A 15,438-nucleotide genomic window follows, 5' to 3' on the forward strand; every position below is an offset into this window, starting at 1 on the left:
GATAACGTGGACGGCATGAGTGAGGGTTACAAGGGCCGCATCGGCAGCATCATCCGCGACGCCCGCAAGCACCGGGGTCTGACCCAGCAGCAGCTGGCCGACCGGCTCAACACCAGCCAGAGTGCCATCAACCGGATCGAGAAGGGTCACCAGAACCTCTCCCTGGACACGCTGGCCAAGATCGGCTCCGCGCTCGACTCCGAGATCGTCGCGCTCGGCGCCGGTCCGACGCACCTGCGGGTCACCGGCCCCACCACGCTCTCGGGCTCGATCGACGTCAAGACCTCCAAGAACGCCGGCGTCGCGCTGCTCTGCGCCACGCTGCTCAACCGGGGGCGGACCACCCTGCGCAAGGTCGCGCGCATCGAGGAGGTCAACCGGCTCCTCGAGGTGCTGCAGAGCCTCGGCGTGCAGACCCGCTGGCTCGGCGACGAGGGCGACCTCGAGATCGTCCCGCCGCGCGACCTGCGCCTCGACGCCATCGACGAGACCGCGGCGCGTCGTACCCGCTCGATCATCATGTTCCTCGGCCCGCTGCTGCACCGCGCCGACACCTTCGAGCTGCCGTACGCCGGCGGCTGCAACCTCGGCACGCGCACCGTCGAGCCGCACATGTACGCCCTGCGTCCGTTCGGGCTCGAGGTCAAGGCGACGGACGGCAGCTACCACGCCCACGTCAACCGGGCGATCGAGCCTGGCCAGCCGATCGTGCTCACCGAGCGCGGCGACACCGTCACCGAGAACGCCCTGATGGCCGCCGCGCTGCACCCCGGCACCACGGTCATCCGCAACGCCAGCTCCAACTACATGGTCCAGGACCTCTGCTTCTACCTGCAGAAGCTCGGCGTCGCTGTCGAGGGCATCGGCACAACCACGCTGACCGTCACCGGCCTCGAGACCATCGACGTCGACGTCGACTACGCCCCCAGCGAGGACCCGATCGAGGCCATGTCGCTGCTCGCCGCGGCGATCGTCACCCGCTCGTCGATCACGATCCGCCGGGTGCCGATCGAGTTCCTCGAGATCGAGCTCGCGACGCTGGGCGAGATGGGCTTCCAGCACACCCGCTCGGAGGAGTACCTCGCCCGCAACGGTCACACCCGCCTCGTCGACCTGACCACGCACCCCTCCGAGCTGCGCGCGCCGCTCGACAAGATCCACCCGATGCCGTTCCCGGGCCTCAACATCGACAACCTGCCGTTCTTCGCGGTCATCGCCGCCGTCGCCGAGGGCCAGACCCTGCTGCACGACTGGGTCTACGAGAACCGCGCGATCTACCTCACCGAGCTCAACAAGCTCGGCGGCCAGGTCAAGCTGCTCGACCCGCACCGCGTGATGATCGAGGGCCCGACGCACTTCTCCGGCACCGAGATCGTCTGCCCGCCGGCCCTGCGCCCCGCCGTCGTCATCCTGCTCGCGATGCTCGCCTCCAAGGGCACCTCGGTCCTGCGCTCGACGTACGTCATCCACCGCGGCTACGAGGACCTCGCCGAGCGCCTCAACGAGCTCGGCGCCAACATCGAGCCGTTCCGCGACATCTGACACAGACCTGGTTTCGAGACGGCCGTAGCCGGCCTCCTCAACCACCGGGACCCGACCACCGGTGGTTGAGGAAGGACGAAGTCCTGTCTCGAAACCACTGCCGTCGCACACCGCTGCGCGGCGAGCGTCGCTGTGGTCCGCCGCGGTCGCATACTGCTCCCGTGAGCACGCCCCGCACCGGCTTCGCCTACCTCGACGAGGGCCCGGGGCTGCTGGCCTTCGCGCACCGGGGCGGCGCCTTCCACCCGGAGATCGAAGGGCTCGAGAACACCCTGGCGGCCTTCGAGCACGCGGTCGCCCTGGGCTACCGGATGCTCGAGACCGACGTGCACCTCACCAGCGACGGCGTGCTGCTGGCCTTCCACGACAGCGTGCTCGACCGGGTCACCGACCAGCAGGGTGCGATCAGCGAGCTCACGCTGGCCGACGTACGATGCGCGAGGGTCGGCGGTCGCGAGGAGGTCCCCACGCTCGCCGAGCTGGTCGACGCCTTCCCGACCGCGCGGTTCAACATCGACATCAAGGCCGAGGCGGCCGTCGCGCCGCTGGCGGCGTTCGTCGACGAGCGCGGTATCCACGACCGCGTGCTGATCGGCTCCTTCAGCCCGGGCCGGCTCAACCGCTTCCGTCGTCTCACCGGCGGTCGGGTGCCCACCTCGGCTTCCCCGCCCGAGGTCGTGGCGTTCCGGTTCCTGCCCAGCGGCCGCCTGGCCGACCTCGTCACGCGGGGCCGGGTCGCCGCGCTGCAGATCCCCCGCCGTCGCGGGCCCCTCACCCTGCTCACCCCGAGGCTGCTGCGCCGCGCCCACCGCGCCGGCAAGCACGTCCACGTCTGGACGGTCGACGACCCTGCCGAGATGCGCGAGCTGATCGACCTCGGCGTCGACGGGCTGTTCACCGACCGGACCGACCTGCTGCGCGACGTACTGCTCGAGCGTGGGCTGTGGGAGTGAACTGGGGTCTGTCTGCGCGAGACCGCGAGGCGGACGGCACCGGCCGCGATCGGCTAGCGCAGTCGACTCCGGTAGCGAGCTCCGGCCAGGCCACTGCGAGCGCCTCGCCGGGATCGCACTCTGGTTCGTCTTCCTCGCCTTCGCTACCGGGCCACCCAGCGTCTATCTGGCGTTCTTCCTGGGCTTCGTGTGGCACTGGACCGCATTGCTCATCTGGTTGCTCGCGGCCTGCGCGGCAGTCCGTGGGGCTTGGCGGCGGTGGGACCGGGGTGCTCCACGGGCGCTGGTCGGGGCCGTGGTCGCGGCCGGGTTCGTCCTTGCCCAGCTGCCGCAGCTCCCACGGCTGTTCTTGATCGCCGACGGTCGGACCTGGTTCGAGGACCACCGGTCGGGCTTCGAGGCGCCGCTGCCTGGGCTGAGAAGGAGGGGTGCTGCGGCGGGGGCCTGTACGGCGAGCACCTGCCGTGGCACCTTCGCTGGCTGTCGGTCGACGGCTCGGTCAGCGGCGATGGGGACCATCTCTTCTTCCCTCAGTGGTTCGGCGTGCCCGACGACGCGGGCGGCTTCTTCCACGTCGCCTCCGGCTCACCCGAGGGCAAGGACATGGCGGGCATGATCTGCGAGTCACCCGTCGATCTGTCCGATGGCTGGTGGCTGTGCGGGATGAAGCTCTGAGCAGGACGACCGAAGAAGCGACCGTTGGCCGACGAGCTGGTGCGGCCGCAGGCTGCCTCTCGTCCCGCGGTGCCGACCTCATCCACCTGAGGTACCGAACCGCCCTCCGACGGCTCCGCGGGCCCGCGCGGGGATGCAGGATCGGCGCGTGACCAGCACCGCACGCAGCACCCGCTCCTCCCTCCTCGCCGTCGCGCTCGTCGCCGTGGCCAGCCTGCTGGTGGGCGCGCTCACCTCGTGGGCCCAGGGTGTGCTGCCGGACGCGCTGGCGTCGTTCGCCAACTCGCCGTCCGGCTGGACGCTGCTGACGGCAGCGTTGGTGGCCGCGGCCCGTCCTAGCCTCGGGTGGGGTGCGTTGTCCGGCGTGGTGTCGTTCGTGGCGCTGGTGCTCGGCTACACGCTCGCCTCCGAGCTGCGGGGCCTCACCTACGACCCGACGCTGTGGGGTGCCGTCGGCGTCGTCGCGGGACCGTTCGTCGGCGTGGCCGCCGCCGCGGTGGTCGGCCGGCGTCCACGCTGGGCCGCGCTCGGCGCCGGCGCACTGTCCGGGGTGCTGATCGCCGACGGCCTCTACGGCCTGACCGTCGTCGCCGACACCACCAGCCCGGTCTACTGGACCGCGTGCCTCGTCGCGGGCGCGCTCGTCGTCCTCGCGACCGTCGCCCGCCTGCGGACGCCCGCGGCCGTCGGCCTCGTCCTCGTCACCACCGCTGCGGCCGTCGGCGTGCTGCGCCTCGGCTACGCCGCGCTGAACGCTGGCATCTGAAGGGACGCGACCCGCAACGGGAAACCCGGCAGACGTCGTCGCGCGCGTTGGCCTACCGTGCGGACATGCGCCTGGTGACAACCGCTGACGAGCGCGAGGCCGTCCTGGCGCTGTCGACTCGGATGGACGCCGGCCTCGGAGTGCCGCGCGACATGGCCGTCCATGCGCGCATCTTCAACCCGTGGAGCCGCTTCCTCTCCTTCGACCGGCCCCTCTGGACCGAGGTCCTCGGAGCCGACGACCCGGCTTTTGCGGACGAGGACTTCGGCTCGCGATCCCTGCGCGAGCTCTACGCCGCCGCCGGCCCGGAGTTCGAGCCGCCGATGGAGGCGGGGCCAGCGCCGGGAGTGCAGGAGACGCTCCTCGAATCGCTCACCGGCCTCGCGGACCGGGAGCACGACGATTCCTACTCGCTCTGGTGGCTCGGCCGCGGCGGGGCCGAGGTTGGCAGCCCTCACGACCACCCGGTGCTCGAGCTCGACTGCGGGATCGAGCACAAGTACGAGGCCGTGAGGGGACCGGCGGCGCAGCTCGACGCCTTCCTGGCCCCCAGCCTCGACAGACCGGTCCCCACCATCAGGTGGTTCCCGGAATGGGTCTTCGCTGCCGATGGCTCGTGGTACCTCTACTGGGACCTCGATCTGCCCTGGGGCGTCCTGGGGCTCACAGCCGAGAAGGCCGATCGGCTCGACCCTGGTGATCTGGAGATCGTCCCGTTTCGACCTCGCGCGGGCGAGGTGGGTGTGCGAGCCACCGCGCGATGGACCGACGCCGGCCCGGGTGCGACCTGGTGAGGGACTCGGTCGTGTGAGCGGCGCCGCAGAGGGTCCCTCGACCGGTACGTTCCCTCCGTGAGCATCGCCGACCTCCGCCCGCTGCGCGACCAGGCCGAACGCCGACGCGAGCAGAAGGCGTGGAACTGGTACGACTGGGCCAACTCGGCGTTCTACACGACGGTGCTCGGCGTGCTCTTCGCGCCGTACCTCATCACGGTGGCGGGCAAGGCGGCCGGCTGCGTCGACGCCGACGAGACCTGCTCGCGCACCGTCAGCGTGCTGGGGCTCGACCTGGCGGCCGGGTCGCTGCCGTTCTACCTGACCAGCTTCGCGACGCTCGTGAGCGCGTTCCTGCTGCCGGTGGTCGGCGCCTTCGTGGACGCCTCGGACCGCAAGAAGTGGCACATGGGGGTCTACGCCTACCTCGGGGCGGCGTTCACCTGCCTGCTCTTCTTCATCGAGGGCGAGCGCTGGCAGGTCGGCGCGGTCGCGATCGTGCTCGCGAGCATCATGGGCGGCTGCTCGCTGGTGAGCTACTACGCGATCCTGGTCGACATCTCGACCGAGGCCGAGCGTGACCGGGTCTCGAGCCGCGGCTGGGCGCGGGGCTACCTCGGTGGCGGGCTGCTGCTGGTCGTCAACCTCGTCGTCTTCACGTTCCACGACACCTTCGGGCTCGGCGAGGGCATGGCGGTGCGGCTCAGCCTGCTGTCCGCAGGCGTGTGGTGGGCGGTCTTCACGATCATCCCGCTCGCGCGGCTGCGCAACCGGCCCTCCCTCGGCGTCGCCGCCGGCGGCGGCTCGGTGCTCGAGCGCAGCTTCGGTCAGCTGTGGACGACGCTCAAGGAGCTGCGCCGCTACCCGATGACGCTGACCTTCCTCGTGGCCTACGTCTTCTACAACGACGGCATCCAGACCGTCATCTACGCCGCGTCGACGTTCGGGACCAAGCAGCTGGGCTTCTCCCAGGGCGTGATGATCGCGACGTACGTGCTGATCCAGTTCGTGGCGTTCCTCGGGGCGCTGTGGTTCGGTCGGCTCGCGGCGACCCACGGCGCCTACCGCGTGATCCTGTGGGGCAACGTCGCCTGGATGGTGATCGTGCTCGGGGCGATGTTCCTGCCCGCCCGCCAGGCGGTGCCGTTCCTGCTCGCCGGAGTGGCGATCGGGATCGTCCTCGGCGGCACCCAGGCGCTCTCGCGCTCGTTCTTCAGCCTGCTCATCCCCCGTGGCCGCGAGGGCCAGTACTTCGCCCTCTACAACGCCTTCGAGCGCGGCACGTCGTGGTTCGGGGTGCTGGCCTTCGGGATCGTTTTCCAGCTGACCGGGTCCTACCGACCGGCGATCGCCGCGCTCGTGGTCTTCTTCGCCCTCGGCGTGGCCCTGCTGCTGCGCCTCGACCCCGAGCGAGGCATCCGCGAGGCCGGCAACGCCGTGGTGCGACCCGTCGTGTGAGGCCTGTCGCTGCGATTCGGGGGAATTCCCACCCCCTGGGTACCGTTAAATGCTCGACGGGTTTTCTGTCAACGCCCACGTCCAGCCAACCGATGGTTGGGCCGGTCCGTCGAGGGTACGGGGACCACACGACATCAGTAGGGAGGTGCCTTCATGGCAGAGCGCACGCTACGCGGAGCCCGCCTAGGGGGCCAGAGCTTCGAGGACGAGCGGGGCATCGAGTTCGCCGCTCGCCAGCAGGTCGGCTACCGCTGCACGCAGGGCCACGAGTTCGAGATCACCATGTCGATCGAGGCCGAGATCCCGGCGGTGTGGGAGTGCCCGCGCTGCGGTGAGGAGGCGCTGAGCACCTCTGGCATCGAGCGCGAGGAGAAGGCCGAGAAGCCGGTCCGCACGCACTGGGACATGCTGCTCGAGCGCCGCTCCGAGAAGGAGCTCGAGGACATCCTCAAGGAGCGCCTCGAGCTGCTCCGCGGCGGCGAGATCGGTCCGGCCCACCTGCACCGGGCCAACCAGAAGAAGCGCCGCGCGACCGCCTGATCGCACGGCTCAGACGCAGCTCGCAAGCCCCGGACCGGTACGCCGGCCCGGGGCGTCGTGCTGTCCGGGCCTCAGCGTCCCGGGTGGTCGCGGTCGACGACCTCACCCTGGACCACGGGACCGCCGCCGGGCGGCGCCGACGGCTCACGCCGTGCCTGACCCGGGAACCCACCGGGGAAGCCGCCCGGGAACCCACCGAGGCCAGAGGCCGGCGCCCCCATGACGGTCAGCCGGCTGGCCACGACCCGGGTGAGGGCGGCCCGGAACAGCGGACGCGTGAACGGCAGGATCATCAGGATGCCGACCGCGTCCGTGGCGAATCCCGGGCTCAGCATGAGGGTGCCGCCGATGAGGATGAGCGCCCCGTCGGCCAGCTCGCGCGCGGGCATCCGACCGCTGTTGAGCGCCTCGCGCAGAGCGCGGAAGGCCCGGGACCCCTCGTGCTTGATCAGCCACGAGCCTAGGATGCTGTCGAGCACGAGCAGGAGGATCGTCCACCACGGTCCGACCAGCTGGCCGACCTGGATGATCGTCCAGATCTCGACGATCGGGACGACGACGAAGAGGGCGACGAGCACCCAGACGAGCCAGGGTCGGCGTCGGGTGACTCCGGCCATCAGGGTCTCCGTCCGGCGCGGCGGGCGCGCTCGCGGCGCAGCTGCTCGCGGCGCTCGCTGATCCCCCACTGGGTGATCCGCCGCAGCGACTCGGTCGCCACCGCCCCGCTCATCTTGGAGTCGCCGCGCTCGCGCTCGATGAACTCGATCGGCACCTCGCGCACGGTCAGCCCGGCGTGCAGGCACCGGGTGACCAGATCGGTCTGGAAGACGTAGCCGGTCGACTGGACCGAGGCGAGGTCGATCTTCTCCAGGGCGCTGCGCCGGAAGACCCGGAAGCCCGCCGTGGCGTCGCGCACGGAGATGCCCAGCAGCAGCCGGACGTAGAGGTTGCCGCCGCGCGAGAGCGCCTCGCGGCGCCAGGGCCAGTTGACGACGGAGCCACCGGGCACGTAGCGCGACCCGATCACCAGGTCGGCGCTCCCCCGCCCGTCGGCACCGGCGAGCGCGTCGAGCAGGCGGTGCAGCTGCTCGGGCTGGTGGGAGCCGTCGGCGTCCATCTCGCCGACGACGTCGTAGCCGGCGTCGAGGGCCCACGCGAAGCCGGCGAGGTACGCCGCCCCGAGGCCGCCCTTGCCCGCGCGGTGCAGCACGTGCACCGCGTCGTCCTCTGCGGCCAGCGCGTCGGCGATGTCACCGGTGCCGTCGGGCGAGTGGTCGTCGACGACCAGGACGTGCAGGTCGGGCTCGGCCGCGCGCAGCCGGCCCACGATCCACGCCAGGTTGTCGGCCTCGTTGAAGGTGGGGACCACCATCACGACCCGGCCCAGCTCTGCGCGGGGCCCCGGTCGGGGACCCGTCTCGTCGTACGTGCTCATGCGGGCTCACTCACCCTCGTCACGCCGTTCTCCTGCTCGTCGTGCGCCGGCGCGGCGCTGCGGTCCCCACGACCGCTACGACGATACGCGAGCAGGCCCAGCAGCACGCCCAAGGCGCCCAGCGCGGCGGCGGCGCGTCCGCTCCACGGCCCGATCCGCATCGCGGGGGTGAGGCCGTCGACGAGCCCGACCTCCTCTTGCAGCACGGCACGGGTGCGCGGCTCGGCGGTCGCGACGACGGTGCCGTCGGGCGCGATCACCCCCGAGACACCATTGGTGGTGGCGACGGCGACCCAGCGCCCGGTCTCGAGGGCCCGCAGCCGGGTGATCGCGAACTGCTGGTCGATCTGGTCGGTGCGGATGAACGTCGCGTTGCTGCTCTGCACGACGAGCAGCTCGGCACCGTTGCGGACCTGGGCCACCAGACCGTCGTCGTAGGCGATGTCGAAGCAGATCGCGTCGGCGACCGGCACTCCGTCGATCGGCAGCGGCTCGTCGCGGGTGCCGTGCAGCATGTCGCGGCCCACCTCGCGCAGCCGGTCGAAGAACTGGTACTTGGTGAAGACCGCCCGCCACGGGATGTACTCGCCGAAGGGGACCGGGTTGCGCTTGGTGTAGCGCTCCCCCGCACCGGTGACCGGGTCCCACACGATGCCCTGGTTGAGCACCTGGTCGGGCCCGGTGCCGTCGACGATGGCGCCGACCAGCACCGGGACGTCGACCGCCGCCACCGCCTCGAGGATGCCGGCGTGGGTCTGCTCGTCGGCGAACGGGTCCGTCGCCGTGGAGTTCTCCGGCCAGAGCACCAGGTCGGGCCGGGTCGTCTCGCCGGCGTCGATGCGGGCGCCGAGGTCGACGGTGGCGTCGACGTGGTTCTGGGTGACCCGGCGGAAGTCGTAGAGGATGTCGTCGCCCGGCCCCGGGACGTCGCCCTGCACGACCGCGACGTCGAAGGTGCCGGTCTCCTCCGCCCGCCAGGGCGCGAGGGCCGGGACCGCCAGCACCGCGACCAGGGCGGCGAGGACGACCGCTGCGGTGACGCGTCCGCGCTCCCCCGCAGCCGGCCCGTGTGCGCCGCGCACCACCCAGGCGAGCAGCGCGCCGAGGAGCGCGGCCAGGAAGCTCACGCCCACCGCGCCGGCGTACGGCAGCGCCTCGGCGAGCGGGGTGTCGACGACCCCGAAGGCCAGGCGTCCCCACGGCATCCCGCTCAGCGGCCAGCCGCTGCGCAGCACCTCGATCGCGGCCCACGCGGAGGCGAACCAGAGTGGCCACCAGCGGTGGCGCTGCAGCAGTGCGGAGGCACCGCCCATGAGGCCGTAGAAGAGCGCCTCGAGGGTCGACAGCGCGATCCAGGCCGGGATGCCGACGGCCCGCATCCAGAAGATGTGGGAGAAGTAGAAGACGACGCCGAAGACCAGCCCAGCCCACAGGCCGGACCGGAAGGGCCGCGCGTCACTGCCCCGGGTCGACAGCACGAAGCCCGCGACGGCCACCGGCATCACCCACGGCAGCGTCACGGGCTCGAACGCCGCGAAGAGCAGCGCCCCCGACAGGGCGGCCACGAGCGTCCGCCTCAGCACGGGCCCAAAGTACCCGGCCGGCCCACCGCGGGTCGCGGTGAGCCGGCCGGGCCGGGAGCGGTGGTGCTCAGTGCCGCTCAGTAGTTGGTGAACAGGAGTCGGTTCGGGGAGCCGTTGACGCCCGAGACGACGTTGGTGGTGCTGTTGGCAACCAGCGCGTTGGTCACCGTCGTGGGGCTCGCGCCCGGGTTGCGCTGGAGGTACTGCGCGGCGACGCCCGCCACGTGCGGCGAGGCCATCGAGGTGCCCGAGATCGTGTTGGTGGCGCTGCTGCTGCCGATCCAGGCCGAGGTGATGCCCTGGCCGGGCGCGAAGATGTCGACGCACGAGCCGTAGTTGGAGAACGACGCGCGGGCGTCGCTGCTCGTGGTGGCGCCGACGGTGATCGCCGAGGAGGCGCGGGCGGGCGAGACGTTGCAGGCGTTCTGGTTCTCGTTGCCGGCGGCCACGACGGTGGTGATGCCCGCCGAGGTCATCCGTTGGACGGCGGCGTCGGTGCTGGAGTCGGCCGGACCGCCCAGGCTCATGTTGGCGACGGCGCCGCCACCTTGGCCCGCGACCCAGTTCATGCCGGCGATGACCCCGCTGCTGGTGCCGCTGCCCTCGCAGTCGAGCACACGCACCGGGATCAGCGTGACCTGCTTGGCGACGCCGTACGTGGTGCCGCCGACGGTGCCGGCGACGTGGGTGCCGTGACCGTTGCAGTCGTTGGTGCCCCGGCCGTCGTTGATGGCGGTGTAGCCGCTGCCGAGACGGCCGCTGAACTCGCTGTGGGAGGAGTTGATGCCGGTGTCGATGATGTAGGCGCGCACCCCCGCACCGGTCGCGGTGTAGGTGTAGGTGCGGCTCAGCGGCAGCGAGCGCTGGTCGATGCGGTCGATGCCGAACGTCGCGCCGCTCTGGGTCGCCGAGGTGGTGATGACGGCGTCCTCGGCGACGAACGCCACCGACGGGTCCTGGCGCACCGCGTCGAGCTCGGCGGCCGACAGGTCGGCGGCGTAGCCGCGGAGGTTGCCGAAGCGGGCCTCGATCTCGCCGCCGGCGGCCTTGGTCGACTGCACCGACTCCTTGACGGCCGACTTGGGAGCCGACTCGTCGAGGAACACGACGTACTGCCCGGGCACCGCGGTGCCCTCGGCCTGGACGAGCGGCGCGGGCTGCGGGCCCTCGTCGCGGGTGGGGGCGGCGGTCGCACTGGTCGAGCCCACGGCGACTGCCAGGGCCGACCCGGTGAGGCTCAGTGCGGCCAGTGAGATCAGGCCCCTGGAGCTGTTTCTGCGCATGCGGTGGCACAGCCTTTCTGTCCGGCCCTGGGCGAGGCCCCGGGCCACGGTGGACACCGTCCCGAGATGGACAGCGAGTGCCGCCGGGCGTCCGACGGCACTGTCGGAACAGAACCCCACCGGGACGAGCCGCGGCAAGGCTCACGAGGTGGGTCGTGACCTCATCGTGACCTGGGGTCAGAACGCCCCTGACAGTTCACCTTCGCTGGTTGAGGAGGTTGCGCAGCAACCGTCTCGAAACCACCCTCGGCAGGGCCGTGGTTTCGAGACAGGACTTCGTCCTTCCTCAACCACCGAGCTGGTCAGGTGGGAGGGCAGAGGGCGGAGGGGTCCCGCGCGCCTTCGGTCCTGCCCTGGTCGCGACTGGCTGCCGGGTTCGGGCTGTTGTCTAGGGGGTGCGGGCCCCTCCGTGCCCTGCTCTCGCGGAGAGTGGCCGGCCCCTGTCACCGAGACGTCGGGCGATGGCACCTCACCCGCGTCGCGGCCACCCGTGGACCGGTCCTCACCCGCGATCTGCACGAGCGGACACCGAAGACAACCGCGTCCGGACACCTCGCGTCAACACGCCTCTGACCTGCGAGGACGCGCGAACCCGCAGGTCAGCGCGGCGCGTCGTTCACCGAGATTTCCTGACAATTTCCCCGGTTCTCGGCGTGTCGTGCGTGATGCGCAACGCGAACGGGGTAATGGGTCACTCGGCTCGCGGCGGGACGACCACGGTGCCGGTCGCGGTCGTCGCGACCAGCGGCTCGGCGAGCACCTCGGCGCCCCCCGGCCGCTCGGCGGTGGGGCAGCCCCTGGCCACCACCCGGACCTCCAGCTCGAGCGTGCGCGAGCGGGTGCCGACCCGGGCCAGCGTGCACACGACCTCGAGGACGTCGCCGGCGCGCACGGGCTCGCGGAACTGCACGTCGGCGTAGGAGGCGAACAATCCCTCGTCGCCGTCGGTGACGATGCACATCTCGGTGGCGACGTCGCCGAAGAGCTTCATCGAGTAGGCGCCGTCGACCAGGTTGCCGGCGTAGTGGGCGTCGGAGTAGGGCACGTAGCGGCGGTGGGTGACGACCGCACCGGCCTCGGGGACCGAGCGGCCGCTCACGCCGCGACCTCCGGGGCGACGAGGCGGTGCACCAGGAACGACGCGACCTCGCCCGGGGTGGTGCCGCGGGTGAAGACCCGGTCGACGCCGAGCTCGTCGGCCATCGTCTCGTCGAAGCGCGGCCCGCCGACGACGAGCAGCGGCCGCCGGTCGGCCGGGTAGGCCTCGCGGAAGGCCGCCGACATCTCGCGGGTGTTGAGCAGGTGCGCGTCGCGCTGCGTGACGACCTGGGAGACGAGCACCGCGTCGGCCTTCTCCTCGCGGGCGCGCTCGACCAGCTGCGGCACGGAGACCTGGGCGCCGAGGTTGACGACCTTGAGCTCGCGGTAGTACTCGAGCCCCTTCTCCCCCGCGAACCCCTTGATGTTCATGATCGCGTCGATGCCCACGGTGTGGGCGTCGGTGCCGATGCAGGCACCCACCACGACCAGGCGGCGCCGCAGCGAGCTCTTGACCGCGCCGTTGACCTCCTTGGGCGTCAGCAGCGGGTAGTCGCGCTCGACGACCTCGACCAGGCTGGTGTCGACGAGGTGGTTGACCCGGCCGTAGACGACGAAGAACGTGAAGTCCGGGCCCATCGGCTTGCTGTGCACCACCAGCGCGGGATCCATGCCCATCTTGTTCGCCAGCTGCACGGCGGCGCCCTCGGCGACCTTGCTGTGCGCGACGGGCAGGGTGAACGACAGCTGCACCATCCCGTCGCCGGTGGTGTCGCCGTAGGGGCGCACGATGCTCACGACTGCTCCTCCAGGAGGTCGACGGCGGGGTTGACGTAGAGCTCGGACTTGCGGGCGACGCCGTCGAGACCGCGTCCGGCGTCGGCCGGGCGCTTCATCAGTCCGAAGGTGCCGTCGGCGATGGCGTCGAGCAGGCCGTCGTCGACGATGCGCTCCAGCAGGTCGACCGACTCGCCCAGGACCTGCTTCGCCCGCTGGGCGACGAAGCCGTCGGGGGCCGGGCGGAAGTCCTCGTGCAGCGCGCCGCTGGCGTTGAGGACGTAGCGGACGTTCTGCAGGGCGATGTCGCGGTCGGAGAGCCACGGGGTGACCACGGCTTCGGTCATCATGCCGACCAGGAGGATGCCCTGGCCGGTCAGCGCACCGACGAGGTTGAAGAAGCCGTCGAGCAGGTTGCCCCGGAAGACGTCGCCGGTCATGTGGCGGGTGGGCGGCATCCACTTCAGCGGGGCATCGGGGAACAGCTCGCGCGCCAGCAGCGCGTGGGCCAGCTCCAGGCGCAGGCTGTCGGGCACGTCGGGGTCGATCTCGAAGGCGTGGCCCAGACCGAGCTGCCAGTCCTCGAGCCCGGCCTCCTTGGCGAAGTACTCGTTGAGGAGCTGGCTGGTCGTCACCGTGTGCGCGGCCTCGACGGCGTCGGCGGTCGTGAGGTAGTTGTCCTCGCCGGTGTTGATGATGATGCCGGCGCGCGCGTGGACCTGGCGGCTGAAGCGCTGGTCGACGAAGGTGCGGACCGGGTTGATGTCGCGGAAGAGGATCCCGTACATCGAGTCGTTGAGCATCATGTCGAGCCGCTCGAGCCCGGCGAGCACGGCGATCTCGGGCATGCACAGCCCGCTGGCGTAGTTGGTGAGACGCACGTAGCGACCGAGCTCCTTGCTCGACTCGTCGAGCGCCGCCCGCATGATGCGGAAGTTCTCCTGGGTGGCGTAGGTGCCGGCGAACCCCTCGCGGGTCGCGCCCTCGGGGACGTAGTCGAGCAGGCTCTGCCCCGTCGAGCGGATCACCGCGATGACGTCGGCCCCCTCGCGCGCGGCCTGCTGGGCCTGGGGGACGTCCTCCATGATGTCGCCCGTCGCGACGATGAGGTAGATCCAGGGCTTGCGGGGCGCGTCGCCGTGCCTGCGGATGAGCCGGTCGCGCTCGGTGCGACGGCGGTCGATCCGCCTCAGTCCGGCGGCGACCTGGCGGCGCGCGGCCTTCTCGGCGCGGATCGCGTCGCGGCCCTCGGGCACGCGGAACGTCACCGAGCCCGCCCCGGCCTTCTGTGCCAGGGTCGGCAGGTCCTCGGCCTCGCCGCGCACGAGCGCGTCCCACACCGGCAGCGCGACCCCGTGCTCGAGGCCGACGTCGGCCCGGACGACGTCGAGGAGCCGGTTGGCCCACGGGATGCCGTCGCCGTCGGCGCCCTCGAGCCCCGCCATCCGCAGCGTGGCGCGCTCGACGCTCACCGTGGTGTGCTGCTGGGCCATCTCGACGATCGGCCGCCCGGCCTTCCGCGCCAGCGCTCGGGCCTTGCGGACGGTGACCGGGTCGAGGTCGAGCTTGCCCCGGCTCACGCGAGTCGCCGGAGGAAGAGGTCCCGCACGCCCTGGTGGGCGCGCAGCAGGCTCAGGGCGTACGCCGCGTGGCCGGGCACGTAGCCGTTGCCGACCAGCATCGTGACGTCGGCAGCCAGGCCCTCGGCCCCGAGGGCCGCCGCGGAGAACGACGTCGCCATCGAGAAGAAGACCACCGTGCCGCCCGGCGCGGTGGACAGGATCGCGCCGCCCTCGCAGCCGGGCACGTCGACGCAGACGACGGTGACGTCGGCGGCCTTGCCGACCGCGTCGCGCAGGGCGATCGGGTCGCGGGCGTCGGAGACGACGACCTCGTCGGCGAGGTCGGCCTCCCGCAGCAGGGCCGCCTCGGCCTCGGTCGGCACGACGCCGACCGTCGTGGCCCCCGCGTCGCGCGCGGCGGCCAGCGAGAGCGAGCCCGACTTGCCGGCGCCGCCGATGACGACGACCCGCGGGGCGTCGTACGACTCCACGACGCGGCGGGTGAGCGCCGGGGCGCCGCAGACGTCCATGACCGCCAGCGAGAGGTCGGCGCGCAGGTCGTCGGGGATCCGGGCGGCGATCGAGCGACCGAAGAGCACGGCGTAGCCGTCGCACGGGACCTGCTCGGAGCGGCCGTCCCAGCCGGCGAGGCCGTCCTCGATCACGAGCGGCGTCAGCGTCAGGGAGACGAGGGTGGCGACGCGGTCGCCGACCTCGAGGCCGAGCGGCGAGTCGGGGCCGACCTCCTCGACCGTGCCGACGAGCATCCCGCCGGAGCCGGTCTCGGGGTTCTGCATCTTGCCGCGGGCCGCGACGATGTCGAGCACGGCGCGGCGCACCCCGTCGGGTCCGTCGTGGGTGCGCTCGAGCTGGCGGAAGGACGCGGCGTCGAGGTTGAGACGCTCGACGCGGATGCGCACCTCGTCGGGCCACAGCTCGCGGCGCGTGTCGAGCCGCTCGGCGGCCTGCGGCAGCACGACGCGCTCGTCGAGCACGCGGTGCAGCCCGGTCGGATCGCTCGGTCCCACGTACGTTCTCACTCTCATCTTGGTG

At 71.8% G+C, this 15,438-nt stretch carries 15 protein-coding genes; 7 read left to right on the plus strand and 8 right to left on the minus strand.

From position 1 onward, the window contains the following. Positions 1 to 15 precede the first annotated feature (15 nt). From GRQ65_RS04950 to GRQ65_RS04975, 7 genes are all read left to right on the plus strand, one after another. Complete coding sequence (locus tag GRQ65_RS04950) at positions 16 to 1,542, plus strand: helix-turn-helix domain-containing protein (protein WP_160875690.1); 1,527 nt, start codon at positions 16 to 18, stop codon at positions 1,540 to 1,542. Positions 1,543 to 1,703: 161 nt separating this feature from the next. After that, positions 1,704 to 2,495 (plus strand): glycerophosphodiester phosphodiesterase family protein, encoded by a 792-nt coding sequence (locus tag GRQ65_RS04955; RefSeq protein WP_160875692.1) that lies wholly within the window; start codon positions 1,704 to 1,706, stop codon positions 2,493 to 2,495. 543 nt (positions 2,496 to 3,038) lie between these two features. Next, complete coding sequence (locus tag GRQ65_RS23255) at positions 3,039 to 3,170, plus strand: hypothetical protein (RefSeq protein ID WP_272917534.1); 132 nt, start codon at positions 3,039 to 3,041, stop codon at positions 3,168 to 3,170. 148 nt (positions 3,171 to 3,318) lie between these two features. Beyond that, complete coding sequence (locus tag GRQ65_RS04960) at positions 3,319 to 3,936, plus strand: DUF6518 family protein (RefSeq protein WP_160875694.1); 618 nt, start codon at positions 3,319 to 3,321, stop codon at positions 3,934 to 3,936. Positions 3,937 to 4,058: 122 nt separating this feature from the next. Further along, positions 4,059 to 4,730, plus strand: a complete 672-nt coding sequence (locus GRQ65_RS04965; protein ID WP_237447659.1) for a hypothetical protein — start codon at positions 4,059 to 4,061, stop codon at positions 4,728 to 4,730. A 57-nt stretch (positions 4,731 to 4,787) separates the two neighbouring features. Then, positions 4,788 to 6,167: an MFS transporter gene (locus GRQ65_RS04970; protein ID WP_160875698.1), complete on the plus strand. Its 1,380-nt coding sequence runs from the start codon at positions 4,788 to 4,790 to the stop codon at positions 6,165 to 6,167. A 153-nt stretch (positions 6,168 to 6,320) separates the two neighbouring features. Beyond that, on the plus strand, positions 6,321 to 6,707 hold the full coding sequence (locus GRQ65_RS04975) for an RNA polymerase-binding protein RbpA (protein ID WP_160875700.1): 387 nt from the start codon (positions 6,321 to 6,323) through the stop codon (positions 6,705 to 6,707). 71 nt (positions 6,708 to 6,778) lie between these two features. On the opposite strand, the gene GRQ65_RS04980 is transcribed toward GRQ65_RS04975, so the two are convergent. From GRQ65_RS04980 to kdd, 8 genes are all read right to left on the minus strand, one after another. Next, on the minus strand, positions 6,779 to 7,324 hold the full coding sequence (locus GRQ65_RS04980; RefSeq protein ID WP_160875702.1) for an FxsA family protein: 546 nt from the start codon (positions 7,322 to 7,324) through the stop codon (positions 6,779 to 6,781). Continuing rightward, positions 7,324 to 8,142: a polyprenol monophosphomannose synthase gene (locus GRQ65_RS04985; RefSeq protein ID WP_202387360.1), complete on the minus strand. Its 819-nt coding sequence runs from the start codon at positions 8,140 to 8,142 to the stop codon at positions 7,324 to 7,326. Before GRQ65_RS04985 ends, GRQ65_RS04980 begins: the two co-directional genes overlap by 1 nt. Beyond that, positions 8,139 to 9,725: an apolipoprotein N-acyltransferase gene (gene lnt / locus GRQ65_RS04990; protein WP_337191497.1), complete on the minus strand. Its 1,587-nt coding sequence runs from the start codon at positions 9,723 to 9,725 to the stop codon at positions 8,139 to 8,141. Before lnt ends, GRQ65_RS04985 begins: the two co-directional genes overlap by 4 nt. 77 nt (positions 9,726 to 9,802) lie before the next feature. Then, positions 9,803 to 11,008: a S8 family peptidase gene (locus tag GRQ65_RS04995; protein ID WP_160875704.1), complete on the minus strand. Its 1,206-nt coding sequence runs from the start codon at positions 11,006 to 11,008 to the stop codon at positions 9,803 to 9,805. Between the two features lie 691 nt (positions 11,009 to 11,699). Next, complete coding sequence (kal, locus tag GRQ65_RS05000) at positions 11,700 to 12,107, minus strand: 3-aminobutyryl-CoA ammonia lyase (RefSeq protein WP_160875706.1); 408 nt, start codon at positions 12,105 to 12,107, stop codon at positions 11,700 to 11,702. After that, complete coding sequence (gene kamE, locus GRQ65_RS05005) at positions 12,104 to 12,844, minus strand: lysine 5,6-aminomutase subunit beta (RefSeq protein ID WP_160875708.1); 741 nt, start codon at positions 12,842 to 12,844, stop codon at positions 12,104 to 12,106. Before kamE ends, kal begins: the two co-directional genes overlap by 4 nt. Then, positions 12,841 to 14,403, minus strand: coding sequence for a lysine 5,6-aminomutase subunit alpha (kamD, locus tag GRQ65_RS05010; protein ID WP_160875710.1), 1,563 nt, complete (start codon positions 14,401 to 14,403; stop codon positions 12,841 to 12,843). The genes kamE and kamD overlap by 4 nt, the downstream gene beginning before the upstream one ends. Next, entirely contained in the window at positions 14,400 to 15,413 is a 1,014-nt protein-coding gene (kdd, locus tag GRQ65_RS05015; protein WP_337191498.1) for an L-erythro-3,5-diaminohexanoate dehydrogenase, read from the minus strand. The genes kamD and kdd overlap by 4 nt, the downstream gene beginning before the upstream one ends. Positions 15,414 to 15,438: the final 25 nt, after the last annotated feature.

Origin of the sequence: Nocardioides flavescens, from assembly GCF_009823805.1 — a bacterium.
Lineage (GTDB): Bacteria > Actinomycetota > Actinomycetes > Propionibacteriales > Nocardioidaceae > Nocardioides > Nocardioides flavescens.